Source organism: uncultured Gimesia sp. (assembly GCF_937910335.1).
Lineage (GTDB): Bacteria > Planctomycetota > Planctomycetia > Planctomycetales > Planctomycetaceae > Gimesia.
Genome location: NZ_CALEMX010000108.1, coordinates 1 through 21,574, shown reverse-complemented (window position 1 = coordinate 21,574; position 21,574 = coordinate 1). Strand labels below are relative to the sequence as shown.

At 48.2% G+C, this 21,574-nt stretch carries 21 protein-coding genes; 17 read left to right on the top strand and 4 right to left on the bottom strand.

The features are described from left to right. On the top strand, positions 1-183 hold a 183-nt coding region (locus Q0668_RS04395), incomplete at its 5' end, for a hypothetical protein (protein ID WP_298860359.1). A 481-nt stretch (positions 184-664) separates the two neighbouring features. Here Q0668_RS04395 and Q0668_RS04390 read toward each other — a convergent pair. The 3 genes from Q0668_RS04390 to Q0668_RS04380 form a co-directional block, all read right to left on the bottom strand. Then, the gene (locus Q0668_RS04390) at positions 665-1,921 is read right to left on the bottom strand and encodes a hypothetical protein (RefSeq protein WP_298860356.1); all 1,257 of its coding nucleotides are present in this window, start codon (positions 1,919-1,921) and stop codon (positions 665-667) included. A 67-nt stretch (positions 1,922-1,988) separates the two neighbouring features. Beyond that, complete coding sequence (locus Q0668_RS04385) at positions 1,989-2,735, bottom strand: hypothetical protein (RefSeq protein WP_298860353.1); 747 nt, start codon at positions 2,733-2,735, stop codon at positions 1,989-1,991. A gap of 160 nt (positions 2,736-2,895) precedes the next feature. Next, positions 2,896-4,035 (bottom strand): hypothetical protein, encoded by a 1,140-nt coding sequence (locus tag Q0668_RS04380; protein WP_298860350.1) that lies wholly within the window; start codon positions 4,033-4,035, stop codon positions 2,896-2,898. 324 nt (positions 4,036-4,359) lie between these two features. Between Q0668_RS04380 and Q0668_RS04375 the strand changes: the two genes are divergently transcribed. From Q0668_RS04375 to Q0668_RS04300, 16 genes are all read left to right on the top strand, one after another. Further along, positions 4,360-5,334, top strand: a complete 975-nt coding sequence (locus Q0668_RS04375; RefSeq protein WP_298860347.1) for a hypothetical protein — start codon at positions 4,360-4,362, stop codon at positions 5,332-5,334. Positions 5,335-5,527: 193 nt separating this feature from the next. Further along, on the top strand, positions 5,528-6,553 hold the full coding sequence (locus Q0668_RS04370) for a VWA domain-containing protein (protein ID WP_298860344.1): 1,026 nt from the start codon (positions 5,528-5,530) through the stop codon (positions 6,551-6,553). 59 nt (positions 6,554-6,612) lie between these two features. Next, the gene (gene lspA / locus Q0668_RS04365) at positions 6,613-7,194 is read left to right on the top strand and encodes a signal peptidase II (RefSeq protein WP_298860341.1); all 582 of its coding nucleotides are present in this window, start codon (positions 6,613-6,615) and stop codon (positions 7,192-7,194) included. Positions 7,195-7,221: 27 nt separating this feature from the next. Further along, a complete protein-coding gene (locus Q0668_RS04360) occupies positions 7,222-8,280 on the top strand; it encodes a hypothetical protein (RefSeq protein WP_298860338.1) in 1,059 nt (352 codons plus the stop codon). A 33-nt stretch (positions 8,281-8,313) separates the two neighbouring features. Further along, positions 8,314-9,177 carry a MotA/TolQ/ExbB proton channel family protein gene (locus tag Q0668_RS04355; RefSeq protein WP_298860336.1) on the top strand — a complete coding sequence of 288 codons (864 nt, stop codon included), beginning with the start codon at positions 8,314-8,316 and terminating at the stop codon, positions 9,175-9,177. Then, positions 9,174-9,590 carry a biopolymer transporter ExbD gene (locus tag Q0668_RS04350; protein ID WP_298860334.1) on the top strand — a complete coding sequence of 139 codons (417 nt, stop codon included), beginning with the start codon at positions 9,174-9,176 and terminating at the stop codon, positions 9,588-9,590. Before Q0668_RS04355 ends, Q0668_RS04350 begins: the two co-directional genes overlap by 4 nt. 12 nt (positions 9,591-9,602) lie before the next feature. After that, positions 9,603-10,085: a biopolymer transporter ExbD gene (locus Q0668_RS04345; RefSeq protein WP_298860332.1), complete on the top strand. Its 483-nt coding sequence runs from the start codon at positions 9,603-9,605 to the stop codon at positions 10,083-10,085. Between the two features lie 200 nt (positions 10,086-10,285). Continuing rightward, complete coding sequence (locus tag Q0668_RS04340) at positions 10,286-11,059, top strand: TatD family hydrolase (RefSeq protein WP_298860329.1); 774 nt, start codon at positions 10,286-10,288, stop codon at positions 11,057-11,059. Positions 11,060-11,423: 364 nt separating this feature from the next. Beyond that, positions 11,424-11,816, top strand: coding sequence for a hypothetical protein (locus Q0668_RS04335; protein ID WP_298860326.1), 393 nt, complete (start codon positions 11,424-11,426; stop codon positions 11,814-11,816). 66 nt (positions 11,817-11,882) lie between these two features. Then, complete coding sequence (locus Q0668_RS04330) at positions 11,883-13,715, top strand: glutamate mutase L (RefSeq protein WP_298860324.1); 1,833 nt, start codon at positions 11,883-11,885, stop codon at positions 13,713-13,715. Positions 13,716-13,746: 31 nt separating this feature from the next. Beyond that, a complete protein-coding gene (locus Q0668_RS04325; protein WP_298860321.1) occupies positions 13,747-14,883 on the top strand; it encodes a hypothetical protein in 1,137 nt (378 codons plus the stop codon). Between the two features lie 6 nt (positions 14,884-14,889). After that, positions 14,890-16,224: a DUF6754 domain-containing protein gene (locus tag Q0668_RS04320; RefSeq protein ID WP_298860318.1), complete on the top strand. Its 1,335-nt coding sequence runs from the start codon at positions 14,890-14,892 to the stop codon at positions 16,222-16,224. Continuing rightward, positions 16,221-16,949, top strand: coding sequence for a hypothetical protein (locus tag Q0668_RS04315; protein ID WP_298860316.1), 729 nt, complete (start codon positions 16,221-16,223; stop codon positions 16,947-16,949). The genes Q0668_RS04320 and Q0668_RS04315 overlap by 4 nt, the downstream gene beginning before the upstream one ends. Positions 16,950-16,952: 3 nt before the next feature. Continuing rightward, positions 16,953-17,813, top strand: coding sequence for a hypothetical protein (locus Q0668_RS04310; RefSeq protein ID WP_298860313.1), 861 nt, complete (start codon positions 16,953-16,955; stop codon positions 17,811-17,813). Further along, the gene (locus Q0668_RS04305; RefSeq protein WP_298860310.1) at positions 17,813-18,709 is read left to right on the top strand and encodes a hypothetical protein; all 897 of its coding nucleotides are present in this window, start codon (positions 17,813-17,815) and stop codon (positions 18,707-18,709) included. The genes Q0668_RS04310 and Q0668_RS04305 overlap by 1 nt, the downstream gene beginning before the upstream one ends. 205 nt (positions 18,710-18,914) lie before the next feature. After that, positions 18,915-20,276 (top strand): MFS transporter, encoded by a 1,362-nt coding sequence (locus tag Q0668_RS04300; RefSeq protein WP_298860307.1) that lies wholly within the window; start codon positions 18,915-18,917, stop codon positions 20,274-20,276. Between the two features lie 45 nt (positions 20,277-20,321). On the opposite strand, the gene Q0668_RS04295 is transcribed toward Q0668_RS04300, so the two are convergent. Beyond that, the coding region (locus tag Q0668_RS04295; RefSeq protein WP_298860304.1) for a hypothetical protein at positions 20,322-21,574 on the bottom strand (1,253 nt) is incomplete at its 5' end.

Genomic DNA, 21,574 nt, shown 5'->3' with positions numbered 1-21,574 from the left:
TCGGCGAAGGCCTTTAGTATTGAAACCAACTGGGGGTTGAATAAAAGCTTGAGTGAGTTTTGGAGAAAGCGAGACCTGGTCGATCTGAAAGTCAAGCACAGATTATACTTCCAATGGTCGCTGGCGACTCTGTTTTTTGCATTAGCTTTGACTTCGCTCTTGTTGAGTACTTTTTTGCCATAAAAAACATCCAGACCCAGAAACTTCAGTACGCTTAACACCTCCAACTATAAACAATCACATCAAAAACATTTCGTGTCTTTCGTGACTTTCGTGGTAGAAAAAATCAAGGAAACTGACTGTGGAATCGAGTAATCAGAATGGACTGTGGTTTCGAATTTTGCTGAAAAGCATAGGTGAACTTGTCCTGAATCGTATGACTGACCTGACAGTTTCCCGTTGTCTTTCACAACCTCGAATTTCATTCGAGGCTACCCAATCGTTTAATAGAGTCTTCGCCCAAAAACATTCGCACTCTTCCTGCCACCTTCTGCAATCAACCACACACAAAACCTTTCGTGTTTTTCGTGGTAGAAAAGAATCAACTTGCGAACAGCAAATACACGCCGCACCAAAAAAAAGCCCGCTATACTAAATTAGTATAACGGGCTAGGGATTCGCGGGAATCCACAGTATTTCCAGTGTCTTATTCTTCAGCGAGATTTTATCGGACGCGAGCCTGGAAGGTGACGGTGCCCCCTTCGTGGCCGACGACGGTTTCATCGACTTCAAAGGTCAGTATCAAACTGCCTTCCTGATTATCTTCCACAACCAGACGCCCCTTACGATCAGAGGTCGCACTGTCGTTGACATACTCCAGGCGTGGAGTCAGGTTGTCTACAATTTTGATTCCGTCGACATCGAAGTCGCCGATATTTTGATATTTGATGGTGAAGGTAATCACATCGCCGGGCTCTGCGTTTTTCTTATCAGCCAGTTTGATGAGTTTCAGGTTGCCTTCTGTTTTTCGTTTGTCTTCTACGCCGATATATTCTTCCGGTTTGACGGCTCGCTTGGACTCATGAGCAGACCGTGCCCGAATCGCGATAACCGGGAACTGTGTACGAGACCAGATTGCTGCCGCCTGTATCTGATAACCAATCCGTGCTTCATCAGACTGTTGAAACTGTCCGGTAGATTCTGTCCCAGTGTCCTGGAACAGGTTGTTGAGTTTGGTATGGCCACTGATATAGGCAGACTGATCGACGGCGCCCTGTTTCTGTTCTGTTTCGACGCCACTCGCCCGCGAACGCATGCGGATGCCTTCTAACTGTTCGCGTTGCTTGTGCTGGGTAATGACGGTACGTGCTGCCAACCCTACACCGTGAATTGTATCTTCGGTTTTTGCCAGACGATCAACGGATGTGCCGGCTATTGGTGAGCTGGCCGAACGGATCGCAGCAAACCGTGGTGCATAGACGGCAACCCGGTTTGATTTCTTCACTTCCTGTTTTCCTTTGTGGGTTTGATATTCCACAATGGTATCTTCTGTATCCAGCCCCAGACGACTGTAATCATCATAGTGAACCGGATGCTCTCGGTCTCCGCCATCGAAGAGATATTCATCAGGGTACATCTGCACGACAGCGGGATCATTGCCCGCTGGTAACACGTAGTCTCTCTTCGTAGCAGGAGAGAATTCGCAATAAGGAGGTCTCTGCGGTGTTGCAACGGGAGTAGGTTGATAATAGGCCACCTGTTGCACAGCGGAAGCAGGATTGGCATTTTTAGCAGGAGCGGAAAGATGGACGGCTCCGACTTTGGTATCAAAGTCCGCATGCTGAACTGCAGGCGACTGTTCTTTGGTTTGCTCTGGAATCTGTTTTTGCCAGGGAAGAGAAACGGTGATGGGTGAGAAACTGGCGCATCCACTACAGACACAAATCAGCAACATCGCAACCGCAGAGCAGATACGCTGCATTTGCGAAGCCCCTCTCTTCTTTCGGCACGATAAATTCACCACGAGATTTTCCTCAATCAGCAAAGGATTAGTTTTGAGTACGATTGTTTTTCAGTTCCACAACGGGTGCCCCACTTCCGAAAAAACCGGGATCATCTCCCCGCGTTGAAGGCAGACGACCACCCATTCGGATAATCGCCATCGGGCGTCCCAGCAAATCCGCCTCTGCAATCAGATTCTTCTTAGCAGTAATGGCGAGTGTAGGTTGTCTTTCAAATTTTGCAGGGACGGCTGTTTGGGGCCGTTCCAGATAAACGACTTTGGTTACCATTCTTCCTGAAAGTGCCAGCTCAATGTCTTCGGGACTGAGACTGACAGGAACCGGATACGTTTCTGATAAGCCGGCAGGAGGATGCAGGCGGTCGATTAATTCAATCGTCGGATAGAGTTCGACTCCCGGAAATTCCGGCATGTCGCTGATTTTGATACGATATACATAGCCAACAGAAAAACCGATGGGAGCAGGAGACGCTTTCTGAATCTTTTGATTCGGTCCGCCTGCATAGAAAGTCACAACTCCCTTTGATGGCAGAGAAACTTGCATCGGTTGTATGTAACCAGCTTGAACTTGACCAGAAATTGCCGCCCATTGACCGGCCACTCCGGGTGGCGTGCGTTGATTGAGGGGATGGTAAAATTTGTTTCCCGAATTGTATTTTCGGCCACCCACCATCTGTTGAGACCAGGCAGAAGGTAGCTCAATGGCAAAAACGATCATGGCCATTAACAGCATCGTTAATAAACGTGATCGATTTTGGCGTTTTAAAATGGTCATGACTAAGAAATTCTACGATCAAATGTCGTGGAGGATGACAGAAGATAATTTAGCCGCGTGAGGTAAGACAGAGATGAGCAGAAGTGAGATTCTATAAAAAAGACAAGGGACGGCACTTCCTGATCTAAGAGCAGGAAGTGCCGCGTGGGTCCTGAGTCTTTTAGTATCCTGGTCCCGGTGCCATGGTTCTTGGATAAGAAACCTGACCGGGTGAATGAACCGGGTGGCTTTCCGAATATTGGACATACTTCACAGGCTTCGGCAAGCTTGGTGCCGGATTCTGTTTGACGTCCACCAGGAAGTGATCCACTGGTTTTGGTAAATTTACTTTCGATCGATTTCGAATTGTATGAGACTTCAAGCTGGCTGGTCCACCGTATGGCAGATGAGGAGGGCCGGGAAGTCCAATGGGGGTTCCCGTCATAGGCATACCCCAGGCAGGCGTTGGTCCCATGCCGGCAATCGGATTGTATGCCGCTTGCCCAGGTGCTCCCATTCCACCAACCATGGAAGGAACCGGCACACCTGTAGAAATACCAATCATATTTCCGGGAATAGGCATGGGAGGCATGTGTGCTCCCGCGTCACCATCGTAGGAAACTTGTGAAACCTGTTCATTTCCTGGATTTCCGGAGGGCATTTCCAGATCCATGTTACCCATTCGCATGACAGCCATAATCGTACCACGACGATCTGCTTCTGCGACAGGATCTACACCGGGATCCAGACGTGTTGAAACCAGAGTTTCCACACCGGCAATCGCCAGTTCCTGGAATTTTTCATCTGGCAGATAGATAACTTTGGTGACAAAGTTATTGCTTTCCACCTGATCCAGATCTTCCGGAGTGATCTCCAGAGGAATACTGTTATGAGTGAGATAAGCGTCCGTTGTCGGGTGTGATGGATACACCTGCAACGAAGGATACAATGCCGGAATGGCACGCCCCGGGATATCAGACAGTTTTAACCGGTAGGTTGCCCCCTGGTTAAAATTGTAGCGTCCGGGAGCAGTAATCTGGTTTTCGGCGTAGCCCTCAGGCACCTGCCAACCAACCTTCATACCTGCTGGCCCTACAAATCGCACTTGTGATTTGCGAGCGGCGAAGGCACTCGCTGGCGGTGGAGCCAGCATTTGCAATACGCCGGGACCAGGCCCATCTACCATTGGCCCCGGTCGCTGCATCATTGCAGCCGGTGGAGCATGATAATTACCTTTGTCAATAACCTGTTGCCCGTCGGCTGCACAGCCAACGCAAACAACAACTAATGTGCCTAAAGCCAGGAAGTAGTACTTCATCATGACCCCTTGTTCGGATACCCCGCGACGAATTATGCGACTTGCTAAGTGAAGAACCGTTCATCGCAAACTAAGACACTGATCCATAAGAAATGGGAACAGTCGACGTTCGGTTCAAAAAAGACTCAGTATTCAGGTCGACCCCATGCCCGAAATATCGTTAAAATACAACCAGTGCCATATTTCACTGATAAACTCAGTGCGAAAAGGTCTGCAGACTGGTACACACCAGCCAGCAAGAGGCGATTTGATGGCCTCATACATCTGTTTTCGGATCATTGTGGTCTGAATCTTTGGTAAATTCGTTTTTTTCCGAACAATTAGAACATGTTACGCATCTTAACTTTCTCAGTTTGTCTCCTGCTTGTGGCAGGTTTGAATGACTTTTTTTCCATCTCCTCCTGGGCTGATTTGTCGCAAGACAAGCCAGACAATAAGGATACGACAAGTGTATCTACCCCCCCCTTGGACAAGGCTGCGCAGGAATCAGAGAAATCTGACAACGTAAAGTCGCAAAATGAACCTCAAAGAAATTTGAAAAAAAATCCGGCTCAAGCGACATCCTTACTCAAAAGGTCACGCGAAACGCTATTAAGCTACAGCTCAATCAGGGCGCAAATTACAGAATCGGTTCAAATCGGCCCCAAACCCTTTGTCATCAGCGGAAGTTATCTTCAAGGCAAAAATTTGAAACTGAGGCTGGAATTTCAGGTCCAGAGTCATAAGAAAAACGGAAAACCTGTCGGAACTCTGGTAGAAATTTGCGATGGGCAGGTACTTTGGACTGAACACACCATTAAAGGTACTTCGCGAGTCACCCGCCGCGATGTCCAGGCAATCTTGAAACAAGCCGAATTGAACCCCAATTCTCGCCCGAATATGCTGGTAGCCGAGTTGGGACTAGGTGGACTCCCCGGATTACTGGCGGCGATCCAAAAAAACATGACATTTCAAAGTGTCGCTGAAAAAACAGTCAACGGTAAAACATTAACTGTTTTAAATGGAACCTGGAGTGACAAGTTCCTCGCACAATGGAAAGGAGGAAATGCCAACGCCCCAGTGCAACTTCCTCCTTATGTTCCGGATGCAATCAGAATTTACCTCGATCCACAAACACTCTTTCCGCGAAGAATCGTGTATTTGAAAAAGAATAACAACACACTGGAAAGCATTGTGACTCTCAATTTTAGTAATGTCATACTGAATGCCCCCATTGACAAAGCAGAATTCGCCTATGAGCCGCCGGATGGAGTCTTTCCCGTTGATATCACCAATCAATACCTTAAACAGATAACGAAATAAAGACGTAAGAGTATAAAGGACTCAGCCTCAATTTAGGAATGAAAAACGATCTGGCGACACATCATAGAGGGAGCCGCGATGTTTGAGGTCCATCGCGATACCTTAAACCCCTATTATAGAATCACTTAACAAATCGACTCGTTTTAGTTTGCAGCATGTCTCTACTGAAACGCTCTTAAGGGATGTTAATCAAATGCCGGCAGTCTCCACAAAACTGGAACACGATACTCCACAATGGCAGAAGAATTCTCCTCTGCTCGTGGTTCCCAGTTGGGCTGCCTCCCTTGCCATTCACTCACTGATATTGCTGATCCTCATCTCGAGCTTGAATCGTTGTGACAGTGGTCAGACAGGAGGCGAGGATGGTGAATTACGTAGCGTCGGTATTTATCTAAAACAGTCGCCCGATGCAGAACAAACTGATGAGCCAGATCAGGAATTACAGGAACCAACTCAAAATCAGCAGGCATTGCAATCTCAGGAGCAGCTGAAAGAAGTACTCGATCAGCCACCGGTAACACCCCTGCTACCGGAGTTGAATTCAAAACTGTTGGGAGCCGGCCCGTTACAGACTCCGAATATCCCCAGCGCACCAACATCTGATTTGACAACAGATACGCTGATGTCACCCCAAACGGCACTCGCTCCCCCCGTCATGGGAACCGGAAAAGTGAACTTTTTTGATGCCGTTGATTCCGGAAAGCGATTTGTTTTTGTCCTCGACAGCTCTGGCAGCATGGCGGCACCACAGGGAGCCCCCATCCGAAAAGCCCGCAAAGAATTAATAGCCAGTCTGGAAGGATTAACGCATCACCAGCAGTTTCAAATCATTTTTTATAATACTGAAACACGAGCCATGAAATACCGGGGCAAGCCGACCGAAATGCTTTATGCCACAGATATTAACCGGACCCTGGCTCGGCAATTTATCCAGAGTGTTGACCCCGATGGAGGAACCGCGCATACTCCCGCTTTAGAGAGAGCTTTAAGTTTTAAACCAGATGTCATATTCTTTCTGACTGACGCCAAGCACCCCCAATTATCCAGCGCAGATTTGAATGAAATTCGTGTATTAAATAAAGGAAAAGCCAAAATTCATTGCATTGAGTTTGGAGAAGGTTTCCCTGTCAAAGAAGGTAATTCGCTCGACAAATTGGCACGCCAGAACCGAGGTACCTATCGTTATTTCAATGTCCGCAAATTTATCATAAATCGCTGAAACATTACTGACCATACAAAATTGATTCAGAATTAACCATCTCAGAAAGTCCATGATTCATGTCTTCGAGGGTATCCAAAGCAACTCGCTATACACTGCTCTTTGCCTGTTTAGTGTTTTGCGTCGGCTGTGATCAGTACACAAAAAAAATCGCCGTCGAAAAACTCAAATTTGAACCGCCCATCACCTATTTCAATAACACGCTGAGAATGGAATACGCTGAAAACACCGGTGCGTTTCTGAGTGTCGGCAGTCGACTCTCAAAACCAGTTCGGTTTTTCCTGCTCGTCATCGCCAATGCAGCTTTTTTAATCATCGTAACGGGGATGCTCGTTTTTCGCTGGCAAATGCCGCTTGTTCAATTCATTGCACTTTCTCTGCTACTGGCTGGCGGGATTGGGAATCTAATTGATCGCGTCTTTCTGAATGGGATTGTGATTGATTTTCTCAATATTGGATTCGGTCCGTTACGAACTGGCATATTTAATGTCGCTGATATGGCAATTACCGGCGGCGCCATCTTGATGCTGGCTTCCTGGTTTTTTACGAAAGAAACAGACCTTCAGGAAAAAACACCTGAACCGACTTCAACCGAAACAATCACGCCTTCGAGCGCAGAAAATTTAACGGTAGAGAATTAAACACTGACTGATCTGGGAAGAATCATCATGCGAACGGTTTCAATGGCAATCATGGTTGGCATCTGCTGCTTCATGCAGACGCTTCCCGTCTCTGCTCAGGATAAAATCGAAATTCGCCCGGATCATCATGTCGGCCAGGCGACCCTTCCCTGTACGATTCTGAATTTCACACATTCTGAAATCAAAGTCAAACTGCTACCCAGTGGTACCGTGCGAACCTACCCCAGTTCTCAAATTATCAAAGTTCACACACCTCAAACTGAAAAATACCAGCAAGGACTCAAAGAATTAAAGGCAAGTCAGTTTGATAAAGCCATCGAGTCATTCAGTGAAGCCTTAAAGATTGAAAATCGAACCTGGGTCCGTCGTGAAATCCTGGCATTAATGACCAAAGCCGCTCTGAGTCAAGGGGATTTACTCAAGGCAGCTTTACGCTTTCAGATGATGGTGGAAAATGAACCAGACTCCCGCCATTTTGAACTCATTCCTCTGGACTGGACCATTCAGGAATCACTCTCGCCAGTGCGTAACTCCGCACACCGATGGTTGACATTGAAAGATGAAGTCAAACAGCTCATGGGCGCCAGCATTCTACTCACATCGCCCGACTACCAGGCACAGGCGGAAGCCGTACTACGCTCTCTGGCAACAAGCCCCAATATTAATGTGCAACAACTGGCAAGGACGCAACTTTGGCGCATTCGCTTAAGAGCAGGCGACCTGAATCATCTGGAACTACAGCGCTGGGAACGAAATCTGGCACAAGTACCGAAACACTTAAAAGCAGGTCCGTATTACCTGCTTGGAACGGGATACGCTCTGCTCGAACGACACGATCAGGCGACCGCATCGTTCCTCTGGGCTCCCCTGGCCTATGATTCCAATCCACAATTATCTGCTATGGCAAATCTGAAAGCCGCTGATTCCTTGCTGGCACTGGGACAAACGGCGAATGCGCTCCGACTTTATCAGGAAACCGTAGTACGCTATCCGCATTCCACGTCCCGACAAATCGCGCAGCAAATGATGGATCAGATTCAGAAACGCAATGGCTTAGATCAGAAACCGGCGACTCAACCCAATTGATTTTTATCAACCACTCAGGAAAAGAAAACTTTGATGGATCGTATGAAACCACTTTTAAAAATCGTCTGGATTGGTTTAGTCCTCTGCGGCGTTTTACTGACAACTCCACTGCTCTGCCTGGCCGCCGATGATTCTGCCGATACCAGTGGTGCAGGCATCACCAAAGTAGATTTTCGTCAGTTAGTAGATGATGCCGGAACCATTGGAATTATCATTGCCGTTCTGAGTGTGGCAATGGTCGCCCTCATCGTCGAACATATCATCAGCATCCGCAGTAATTCACTCATGCCCCCGGGAATGGCAGAGGAAGTGCATGCATTGATTGCTCAGCAACAATATCGGAGTGCCGACACCGTCTGTAAGTCACGTCCCAGTTTCTTATCTTACATACTCTCTGCGGGATTAGCAGAAGTTCAAATGGGCTATGGCGCCGTTGAAAAAGCAATGGAAGATGCAGCCATGCAGCAGTCTGCTCGATTGAATCGAAAAATCGAATATCTGTCGGTCATCGGAACCCTCTCCCCGATGCTCGGTTTATTAGGAACAGTCTGGGGCATGATTCTGGCGTTCTCCGAATTCACTGCCAAAGCCAACCCCGATGTTGCAGAGCTGGCACCGGGAATTTCCAAAGCCCTGATTACCACCCTCTTCGGATTGAGTGTCACAGTTCCGGCTCTCGCCAGCTTTGCTTTCTTTCGAAATCGTATCGACGAACTTGTTGCGCAATCTTCATTATTGGCGGAACATGTCTTTGCCGACTTTAAGAGATCCGTTCCCCCGCCCACAAAACAAACCGGAAAACCAGTACGTAAACGACCGGAAGACGAACTGGCAGACCGCATCGCCAATCAGCAGGCTTCTAGACCCGCTCCCCCTCCAGGGGGACAGCAACCGTGAGAATCCCGACACGCCCGCGCCAACCCGGAATCCGTTTTAACATTACACCCCTGATCGATATCGTGTTTCTACTAGTTGTGTTCTTCCTCGCAGCGACACATTTGACTCAGAATGAAAAACTGGAAGCCGTCGAACTTCCCGAAGCCTCTCAGCATGAAAGAGAACCGGATGAAGCCCCCCGACGGATTATTGTGACCGTCACCTTAGATGAAAAACTCTATGTACGCGGGAATGAAATCTCGCCGGAAGAACTGGACGCCAGGCTATTGTCAATCGATGAGTCCAAACGGAATGAAACAGAAGTGCGTATTCGTGGCGACCGCCGGATTCCTTATCGCATCATTGAGCGTGTACTCATCAGTTGTGCCCGAGCGGGTATCTCAAATGTCCCCTTTGTTGTCCTGAACGAGTAAGCCTGTTCTGCCATGAAAATCCCTTCTCATCATAGTACCCGGCGCGACATTCAGGATCAGGCAACCATGACGCCTATGATCGATGTGGTTTTTCTCCTCTTGATTTTCTTTATCAGCGCCTCGGCGAATCAGATTCGAGAGTTCCTGCTGCCTACCGAACTGGCTACGGGCAGTATCGAATCAACGGAAACTGTGCCACAGGAGAAACCATTAGGTGAAGTCTGGTTAAAACTCAAACGGCAGGGCAACCAGACCATTGTAGAATTGAATGAGCGTGAGTATGCTCAGTTTGATCAACTGAAACAGACGTTGACAGAACTGGCGAGTCTGGCACCGGAAATCCCAGTCATACTGGATATCGAAGAGAATGTGTCACTGGGCGAAATGATTCGTGTCTACGACACCAGCCTGGCTGCCGGTTTCTATTCCATTCATTTTGCTACGGATGCAAATAAGGTCACACCGAAAAAGAAACCGATTACCTCCCCCAACTGAAATTCTTGACTATCTGGAGCGCGTCCAATTTAACCATAGCGGCTTCAATACTATTATACTTGATCCAAATGGATCTGGAGACGCTACAATAAACCTGGATACAGGCTAGAGCGAATCCCAATTAACCATCGCGTCTTTCATTCCATTATACTCGTTTCAAATGGACTTGGAGATGCTACCGTAAACCTGGACACAGGCTGATGAAATTATTTGATACCCATGCCCATCTCGATGAAGAAGCCTTTCATCCGGATCGGGAAGAAACAGTACAACGTGCGATCGAAACAGGCGTAGAAACGATTTTAACAATCGGAACAACGGCCGAAAGCAGTCAACGCGCCGTTGATCTCGCTGCCACCTTTCCAAACGTTTATGCCGTGATCGGCATCCAACCCAACTATGTCGCGCAAATGAAACCCAATGACTGGGAACTCATTCAAACGCTTTCCACCGCAGACAAAGTCGTCGGAATCGGAGAGACTGGATTGGATCGCTATTGGGATTACGCTCCCATCGAATTACAACGCACCTATTTCAGCAAACACATTCAACTCTCGCAAAAGTTGAACCTGCCCTTTGTCGTTCACTGCCGCGAAGCGGAAGCCGACGTTGTTCAATTATTACAGCAGGAAGCAGCAGACGCCCCTCTCAAAGGCATCATGCACTCGTTTTGTGGCAACCCCGAAACCGCAGCCGCTTGTTTAGAACTGGGACTTTACATCTCTTTTGCCGGAATGTTGACGTTTAAGAAAAATGAGGAGCTGCGCGAGACAGCGCGTCAGATACCCCTGGAGCGTCTGCTGGTGGAAACCGATGCGCCCTACCTTGCACCAGTACCACAGCGAGGCAAACGGAATGAACCTGCGTTTGTAAAGCACACCTGTGCCTGTCTGGCTGAACTTCATCAGAAATCTCCTGAAGAGATGGCAGACATCACAACCACAAATGCCAAAACTCTCTTCAACATCGGCTGAGTACAAATCTCAAGTACCCTGATTCTGCTCTGAAATCCACGTGAGTCGGATTCTTTGGGAATCTGCATTTCTTCAAAGAGGATACTTTCATTTTTATCCAATCCTGCTATTGTTACACATAATCCGAAGTCGGGTTAATGATAGAGTTTCAGAGTGATTCAGCCCCCTTGGCACAGAGTATCTGTTGCTTTCGTTTTGTTGAATCCGTTCTGGAACAACTTTAGGATTTACTTGCGTCAAACGGACTCAGAGCAGGTATTGCTAGAGCGCGTTTCATTTAACGATAGCGTCAGCCATGGCATGATACTCGATCCGAATGGCCTTGAAGACGCTACAATTAAATTGGATACAGGCTAGGATGGTAATGATCAAAGAGTGGCTCGCGCATGCCTTCGCGGTAGAACGCCCCGAAGAGTTTGCTCCCACAGAAGAGCAACAACAGATTGCCGACCGCATCTGCCGGGAGATTATCAGGCGAGATATGGTTACGCTCGCCATTCTCTCACTGGAAACCTGCCGCCCGTTGAACTATATCGGCTCACAGGCCATTCACTTTTTCTCCCCTTTTATTTCCTTCCTCGTTGATCCAAAAGCGCAAAATATTTTCGCCGACTTTCTGGAAAAACGAGGATCCATCGAATGGTTGTGCCAACGCTTGGAAACGCTCAGCGCTCCGCCCTCTCGCGAGCAAAGTGAGCATTCCACGGAAGCACAAAACACAATAAACCCGGAAACGATCAAGCAGGATGATTCTTGACGACATTGAACCCATTGGGAACGGACCTGATCTGCTTTCATATTTACACGGATGACAAATCAAAATATGAACTCCACAACAGTCAAACAATTAGACCCTGATCAACTCAATGTGATTCTGGCCACCGATTGTGGCAGCACAACGACCAAAGCCATTCTGATCGAGAAAATCAATGGCGAATACCGACAGACGTATCGAGGCGAAGCACCAACAACAGTAGAAGAACCAGCCGCTGATGTAACCGTCGGCGTTGTCAATGCCGTCACGGAAGTCGGTGAATTAGCGGGCCGAAAACTCATTGACGAAAATGGGGAAATCATCCGACCTGCAAAGGGTAACACAGGCTGCGATATTTATATCTCCACGTCCAGTGCCGGAGGCGGATTACAGATGATGGTCGCGGGGGTCGTTCGCGAGATGTCGGCAGCCAGCGCCAAACGTGCCGCGTTAGGCGCCGGTGCAATCGTCATGGATACCATTTGTTCGAACGACAAACGCCTGCCTCACGAACAAATTCAACGCATCCGGGAATTAAGACCCGATATGATTTTGCTCGCCGGAGGCACGGATGGTGGCACGCAAAAACACGTCGTCGAATTAGCAGAATTGATCGCCCCGGCCAAACCGCAGCCTCGGTTTGGAGGCACTTATAAAATGCCGATCATCTACGCTGGCAATCAGGAAGCCACAGAATTTGTTGAAGCGGCATTTGATGATGACGTGAAGCTGTCGACCGTAGCAAATGTCCGCCCGATATTAGAAAGAGAAAATCTGGCCCCTGCGCGAGATGCCATTCATGATCTGTTTCTGGAACATGTCATGGCGCACGCTCCCGGGTATAACAAACTAATCTCCTGGGCCGATGCCCCCATCATGCCAACTCCCGGAGCCGTCGGCAATATTTTGCAAACAATCGCAGAGCAAGAGGGAATCAATGCACTGGGTGTCGATATTGGTGGAGCGACGACGGACGTCTTCAGTGTCTTCGACGGCACGTTTAATCGTACGGTGAGTGCCAATCTCGGAATGAGTTATTCCATCTCCAACGTATGTGCCTCTGCCACTCTGCCTATGATCTTACGCTGGGTGCATCTGGATATGGATCCGCGCGAACTGCAGAATCATATCAAAAATAAAATGATTCGCCCCACGACGATTCCTCAATCCAGAGAAGCTTTGGTCTTCGAACAAGCGGTCGCCCGCGAAGCCCTCCGACTGGCGTATATTCAACATAAAGAATTTGCCACCACGCTGAAAGGGGTACAGCAACAAAGAACGGTCGGTGATACCTTCAGTCAAAATACCAGCGGCCAATCTATCGTGGACAATATGAAACTGAATCTGCTAGTCGGTTCCGGAGGTGTGCTCTCACACGCGCCAAATATGAATCAGACCGCTGCCATGTTGATTGATGCCTTCGAGCCGGAGGGGATGACGGTTCTTGCGAAAGACAGCATTTTCATGATGCCTCATCTAGGAGTACTGGCGCAGGTTCATCCTCAAGCTGCATTACAGGTCTTCGAACGCGACTGCCTGATCTATCTGGGAACCTGCTTCGCACCGCGTGGCTTATACCGTTCTGGAAAAACCTGCTTCAAGTATCATATCTCTGGAAATTCACTCAATCAATCGGGCGAGCTGCTCTGTGGTGAGATGAAACGAATTCCGCTTGGCTTTGAGGAATGGGCGAAGGTGATTGTGGAACCGAAACGTGGTTATGATTTTGGTGCCGGTGCCGGTAAACGAAAGGAATTCAAAGTACGAGGAGGGACTGTCGGACTCATTCTTGACGCGCGCGGCAGACCCTTGATGGTGCCAGCCGGCGAAAATAACCATCTGGCTGAATTGACCAGTTGGGTCCAGGAATTGGATTTATTCCCTGAAAATCATTCGAAGTAAGCATGACACAACACATAAAGAATTGACAATTATGGCAAAGGCATATTCACCAGGATTACAAATCAGCCAGCGAGTGCTGCATTCCAGCCGACGTATCCTCCCGATTCCCGGTGATGTTTTAGTCAAAGTCGGCGAACAGGTTTCGTCGCAACAAATCGTGGCTCAGACTTTCATGCCCGGCGACGTGACTCCCATTAATGTCGCCAATCAGATTTCCGTCGCCCCCGCGGAAGTTCCTGATTGTATGCTAGTCTCTGTCGGAGAAGAAATTCGGGCCGGAGATCTACTGGCACGCAGCAAAGGTATTTTTGGGTTTTTCAAAGCAGAAATGACCGCCAAAACATCAGGCACGATTGAATCAATTTCACATGTTACCGGTCAGGTCATCCTGCGAGGTGCCCCACTACCCATTCAGGTTCGCGCGTATCAGGCAGGCACAGTCAAAGAAGTCATCCCCCAACAGGGTGTCGTAATTGATTCGGAAGTCACTTTTTTACAGGGAATCCTGGGCATTGGTGGGGAAGCCTACGGCAAGATTCAGTTTGCCTGTCAAAAGGAAGATGAACCATTAGTTGATTCCCAATTGAACGAATCTATGCGAGGAAAAATTGTCATAGGCGGTGCCCGCATGACCGGAAAAGCAGTCAAGCGGGGAATCGAAATCGGCGTCGCAGCAATGATTTCCGGAGGCATGGATGATGAAGATCTGAAAGAAATTCTAGGCTATGATCTAGGCGTCGCCGTCACCGGATCTGAAAATATCGGCACAACTCTGATCATCACGGAAGGTTTTGGTGAAATCGCCATGGCAGCACGAACCTTTCGACTGCTCAAAGAACGAGAGGGAGCAGAAGCTGCCGTCAATGGAACAACACAAATTCGCGCAGGTGTATTACGACCCGAAATTGTAATCCCGCTAGACAAAAACAGTCAGGCCGATACCAAGTCACATCTCAAACAAGAGAACGCGTTGGGGGTTTTGGAAATCGGAGTTCCCGTCCGAATTATTCGAGATCCCTACTTTGGTCTGCTCGGTCAGGTGGGAGACATGCCAACAGAACTCCGAAAACTGGAATCCGGTTCAGAATCAAGAGTTCTGGAAGTCGCCCTCGATTCCGGAGAAACAGTTGTAGTCCCCCGAGCTAATGTGGAACTCATCGAAGGATAATTATTCATGCATTTATGGAAAAATGTAGTCATCGAACGACTGATGATTCCGCTTCTCTGCTTTGCAGCAGGCATGGCGCAATCGCGGGCAGATGATCCACCGAAAGCGAAACAACTGGCACCGCCCACTCAGTTCCGAGCAGAAGATGTAGACGGCGATGCAGGGACGGCGATTGATCTGTTCTGGACGCTTTCGCCCGATGACGAGGAAGACACGAAACCACGCAAAGTCTTACGATATGTCATCTCTCGTAAACAGATCGGGGGGAGCGAAGAGGCTGTCGTGTTAGAATCTGGATCTCCATTTGTCTTTGAAGTTGAAGAGAAAAAACCGGAGTTCGAAGAGATTGGTGAAGCCACTTATCGCAAGGATACATTCCGAGATTCAAACTGCGAAACGGGCGTGCCATATCTGTATCGCATTCAGGCCTTTGGCCCAGATAATGCGGCCTCGCCAACTGTGGAACTCAAAGAGCCCATAATCGCGACACTTCAATGGTTTAATCTGCAACGCAGTTGGTTTGCCGTTTTCGTCTTTTTGATTTGTGGAGCGGTGATCGTATTCATTGAGATGGCACGGCGGGGAAAAACGCTCAAAATTCGCAAAATCGCGGGTCTCGAAGCCATTAAAGACGCGGTTGGGCGGGCTACCGAAATGGGTAGGTCCTGTTTATTCGTTCCCGGAATTCAGGATATCAATGACATCCAGACCGTCGCAGGTATCACAATTCTGGCACAGGTAGCGAAAACCACCGCCGATTACCGTGCCACCCTGGAGGTTCCCACTTCACGCTCTCTGGTGATGACCACCGCCCGCGACACCGTCGAAGCCGCCTATCTCCAAGCGGGTCGACCCGATGAATATAACGAAGACGACATCTACTATATCACCGACGAACAGTTCGGATACGTCGCCAGTGTGACCGGAAAAATGGTCCGCGATAAACCGGCGGCCTGTTTTTATATGGGCGCCTTTTACGCGGAATCTTTAATTCTGGCAGAGACGGGCAATTCCGTCGGTGCCATTCAAGTCGCGGGAACGGCAATGCCCACTCAGTTGCCTTTCTTCGTAGCCGCCTGCGATTTTACTCTCATCGGCGAAGAGTTCTTTGCCGCTTCGGCTTATCTTTCAGGAGAACCCCAACAGTTGGGCAGCCTCAAGGGACAAGACTTCGGTAAATTAATTGGTGGCATTTTACTTCTCGCGGGATGCCTCATTATGACCATCTCTGCTTTTGAATCCCGGGGAGAACCTCCAGCCGAAGGCAAGGAGACGGTTCTACAATCGGCCCAGATCTATCTTAAAGAGAATATCCTCGGTAAGGGAGGTTTTAAACCTTGAAACGCACGGTCCCCTTGTTAATCTCGGCGGTGACAGGATTTATCCTGATCGGTACTGCATTTATTCCCATGTTTGAGGAGTGGGGAAACGACGCGATGGCCTGGTTCAATCTCCTGGCCGCATTTGCGTTCATCCTCGGTGGTGGCAACCTGCTCAAAATGCAACTTCAGAAAATTTCCGCTCAGCAGGCAGGCTGGGGATATGCCGCGGTCACTTTAATCGCGTTTTTCGTCACTTTATTTGTCGGTCTTGCGAAAGTGGGCGTCCATCCCAATGCAAAATTTCCGGAATTTTCCTGGTCGGGAAATTATCTCGAAGTGGGCAGCGCCTTCTGGTGGTTCTTTGAGTATATCTTTACGCCTCTTTCAGCAACCATGTTTGCTTTGCTGGCGTTTTATATTTCTTCAGCCGCCTTTCGCGCCTTCCGTGCGAAAAATACAGAAGCCACGATTCTATTGATCATCGCTGTCATTGTTTTACTGGGCAGAACCTACGCCAGTGAGTGGTTAACCGGCGGTTTTCCAAATGAACCAATCTTTGGAGAAGGCGGCATTACCTATAGCGATTTTAAATTAGACCACTTATCACAAATTATCATGGACGACTTCACAACCCCCGGCATGAGGGCAATCAAAATTGGAATTGCACTCGGGGTGGCCTCGACTTCGCTGAAAGTCTTATTAGGCGTCGACCGTTCCTACCTTGGCTCAGATCAGGAGGCGTAAAGGATGCTGGAAATACTGCAAAACCTGGATCGTCGGTGGATCTTTTTAGTGATGTTTGTTGCCGTCGCGGTGCCACTCATTATGGGAACCACGTTTCCTGAAACGCCCTCCGATCAGGTGCTCGCCGTCTTCGATGCCGTCGATAATCTGCCCGATGGTTCTAATATCGTCATGGCTCTGGATTATGACCCTGCCAGTGCGGGCGAACTGCAACCGATGGCCTCGGCATTCACCCGACACTGTGCCCTGAAAAAACACAATATCTATTTCATGACACTCTGGCCACCAGGCATTAACATGATCGAGGGTTCGATTAATATACTGAATGAAGAATACCCAGAGACTTACAAAGGAAAATATGGAACCAAGTATGTGAATCTGGGATTCCGTGCTGGCAACGAAGGAGTGATCAAACTGGTCGTGGAAGATTTGAAAAAATCATACACCACAGATATTCATGGAACGAATCTTGATAACATCCCGCTCACCAAAAACCTCAAGAATATCCAACAGGTCGACCTGTTAGCTAATGTGAGTGCCGGCTATCCCGGATCGCAGGAATGGGTCCTCTACGGTTCCTCTCCCTTTGATATTCCGACGGTCGTCGGTTGCACCGGAGTCCAGGCACCAATCATGTTGCCTTATATCCCGGATCAACTGACAGGCATGCTGGCGGCGATAAAAGGGGCAGCCGAGTACGAACAGGCCATTATTAACCACTATCCTGAACTGGCAAAAAACCCAAAAGCGAAAGAAGGACTGGTACGTATGGGGCCCCAATTGGTCGCACATGTACTGCTAATCAGTCTGATTGTTTTAGGTAATGTGATTTATTTCTTGGAACGAAGACAGGGAACGGCTTAATGAAACAGTCAACAATCATCTGGACTTTACTGATGGTATTTGGTGGATTGGGCCTGATCTCCGTTCAACTCTTCAGGGGCAAAGGCGAAGTTTACGTTCGTGAAGTTCCCGTTGAAGCTAAATCATCCTCGAAAACTTCTCCGGAACAGACCTACCGCTGGTCCACCTATCAGGAAGTTTCCGCTAAAGAAAAAGATGATCCGGGTATCAGTTTTAGTTACTCACGCACGCTTGGATTATGGGTCTCTGCCTTCTGTACGCTGGCCATTTTTTCTTTCCTGTATGGTGATAACCCACTCTACAAATTTACGGAATCTGTCTTTGTGGGTGTCTCGGCGGCTTATGCGATGGTGGTCGGGTTCTGGACTGAAATTGTGACAAATCTTTATGCCAAACTTCTACCCGGAATGGCTCGCATGAGCTTTTTTCCCGATATGGAAAGTGACGTTCAATCCGATCTGCTCTATCTGATCCCCCTGGTATTGAGTGTCCTGCTGCTATGGCGTCTGGCACCGAAAGGGAACTGGATTGCCCGCTGGCCTTTAGCATTCTTTATTGGGGCCACAGCTGGTATCCGACTCATTAGTTATCTGGAAACCGACTTTATAGGCCAACTCCAAAGCACCATCATGCCCTTCATCGTCTTTACTGCGGATGGTTCTCTGCTTTGGATCAAATCGTTAAGAAATACGGTTGTGATTGTGGGAGTCACTTCCTGCATGGTTTATTTCTTTTTCTCAGTCGAGCATGAAGGAATTGTCAAATATATCTCACGACTGGGAATCTGGTTTTTAATGATCACATTCGGAGCCAGCTTTGCCTACACCGTCATGGGAAGAATTGCCCTATTGAGCGCTCGGCTCGATTTCCTGTTCAACGACTGGCTGGGAATCTAACGAAACAGCATTCTTCACAAAACGCTCGATTTGGATGAAAGAATTATTCCATTTCATAAGGAATACGTGAAGATCAGAGATTTTGTCTCATCCAATTTCTCAGTACGCTACGCCCACGCCTCCTCATCTGCTATAGTGGATCCCAACCCACCGGTCGCCCGTTCCGTGCTGACTGATTTAAATATCCAGGGAAGAAATACCAGAAATGAATTCGCAGTCTCCGCTGGCCAATGCGGAACCTGGCAACACAGAAAAAGGAGCCGCACCAACCGGTCATAAGTATTTTCCCGGCTGGACGATGCTTGGTATTGCTGCGACAACACAATATCTCTCCGCTCCGGGACAATCATTTTCCATCGCGATCTTCAAAGACCCCATGCGGGCCACACTCGACTTAACGGAGACTCAATATTCTCTGGCCTATGCAGCTGCCACAATCGTCAGTGCCTGCCTGTTACCCTTTATAGGTCACCTGCTTGATTCCTGGGGCGCGCGAATCCTTTTACCTTTGACGGCCACAGGTTTGGCGATCGCCTGCTTTTTCATGTCACAGATCGAGACGCTTACAGGGCTCTATATCGGCTTCAGTTTATTACGTAGTCTCGGTCAAGGCGCACTCACACTCATTTCAGTCTGGATGGTGGGAGAATGGTTTGAACGAAAACGGGGGCGCGCCACTGCACTTGCCGGCTTTGGTAGTGCGTTTTCCGTAATGACAATACCGTTTATCAATAACTGGCTGATTACTCATTATGGCTGGCAAAACGGCTGGATTTTTTATGCTGCGACCGTTGCCATTTGTCTGATTCTACCGGGTATTATCCTCGTCAGAAACCGTCCGGAAGATCTGGGATTACACCCGGATGGAATCGACCCCAATCAAAAAATAGAAATAGAAGAGCAAGATTCGTCGAAGAAATTTAAAGGCCCTTTAATCACTACTACGATTGAATCATGGACGGTCCGACAAGTACTACGTGATCCGACATTCTGGAAATTATTATCCGTGATTACCACGCATTCCCTGGTAGGAACAGGTTTGGTTTTTCATCAAATCTCATTGTTGGGCAGCCATGATGTCCCTCACAACTGGGCTATCAGAATGATGTCGTTTCAGGCAATCTGCGCAACCGTTTTAATGTTTCCAGCGGGTTGGATCACAGATCGATTTCCCAGTCGTTACATCCTGTTTTTTTCCATGATCTGTTTATCGCTAGCCAATTTGATTATCCTGACATTACCGGCCCTCTGGTTGGTTGTATTTTATGCTTTTTTTCTCGGTTTGACGGGCAGTATTTTTCGCAGCACGGCGACGGTCGTCTGGATCAACTATTACGGGCGAATGAATCAGGGCGCGGTCCGAGGCGTAGCCTGGTCCATGATGATCCTGGCTTCCGCGCTGGGTCCTTTGCCGGTGGCTATCTCAGTCGATTATTTTGGATCCTACAATCCGGTTCTGATTCTATTCTCAATCATGCCACTGTTTGCAGCAGCAGCCGTCTGGTCTGCTCATCCCCCTCGCCTGTTTAAAAATCAGGATGAAACGAAATCAGAACCCGTCGTATAGAATGACAAACTACGAAGCTCTAAAATTCTCAGTACTCTTTCCGGTCTAGGACTTCGACTTTTCTTCGATCTGATACCATTGTGGACCCACTTGTAGAATCACATTGCCCAGCGAAAGATACTTGGCCAATCTCTGATCCTGCTTCAATAATTCGAAGTATTCACTCGAACCAACTTCGACTGTTTTGAGGTCCTTATGTTTACCGGGATCGTACAAACTTTCATTCCAGAAGATCCCTTTCGATTTATAGAAAGTCCGATTGCCAATGTAGCGAATCGATTGTAACGCGGAACCCTTTTTACCAATCTTTTTCATTTCGCGTTCTGCCTGAAAGTAAAAACGAGAAGCATTACCACTTTTCCCGGCTGCATCCCGATCACGGTTCGAACTTTGTGCATCGAGAATTTTACTTTGTCGAAGGCTACCACTGACGTTCGGAGCAGATTTATCAGCTTTCAACTTTTCTTCGAGATTCCATTTCAGTTGGTTACGTTCTCGACGTAATCTCGATTCTCCACGATATGCCTGAAGTGCAGGTAGCGGAGAATTACCCATTACTGTGTCATCGGCCATCAGAAAACTCGTATAAGGCGTCACAATCCCGTGCCGTTTGGCGAGATATGTGATCTCATTTATCAGTTCCTGATCCGGTTGTCTGGTGTGATTTTTACGAATTTCTTCGAGCAGAAAATCCACTTTTTGACCTGCCCAGAGTCGAGGTACAAAACAGTTGCGATCATCCGTCGATTCTGCCGGAAAATCTAATTTGTAAGAGAGCGTTGTTTTGGCCCCATTAATCATTCCGGAGATCTGAATCGTTTTGGGACCCGATCCAGTATACCGACCGTAAACCAGTAACTGTTCGCCTTTGAAGATATCTCTAATTTGTCGCGGATAAACGTCAGTCACACCCGCTCCCTCAAAATCAAACGATACATCGGTCATCACAGGGCTGCCAACCCGATCAAAAAACTGGCTGATCTTTTGGGTAATATCTTCTTTAGGGAGAATATAGTCTGCTTCTCCACGATGATCGAGGGCCAGGAAATCGAGTAGCTTGGTATTCACGTTATAACCTTCACCGAAGACAAACAATCTTACATTTTCCGTATTCTTTTGAGAGATCGTTTTCAATATTTTCTGTGCATCGCGCTCGCCGATGGTAGGCAATCCATCTGTGGAAAAGACGATCATTTTCAGTCGCTGCTTGTTTGAAGTGCTATCGCCCTCTGATCCGAGATGTTTTAAGCCCGCATTTCCCAGATGACTTCCCTCGCTTTGGCACGTAATTTGCGCCA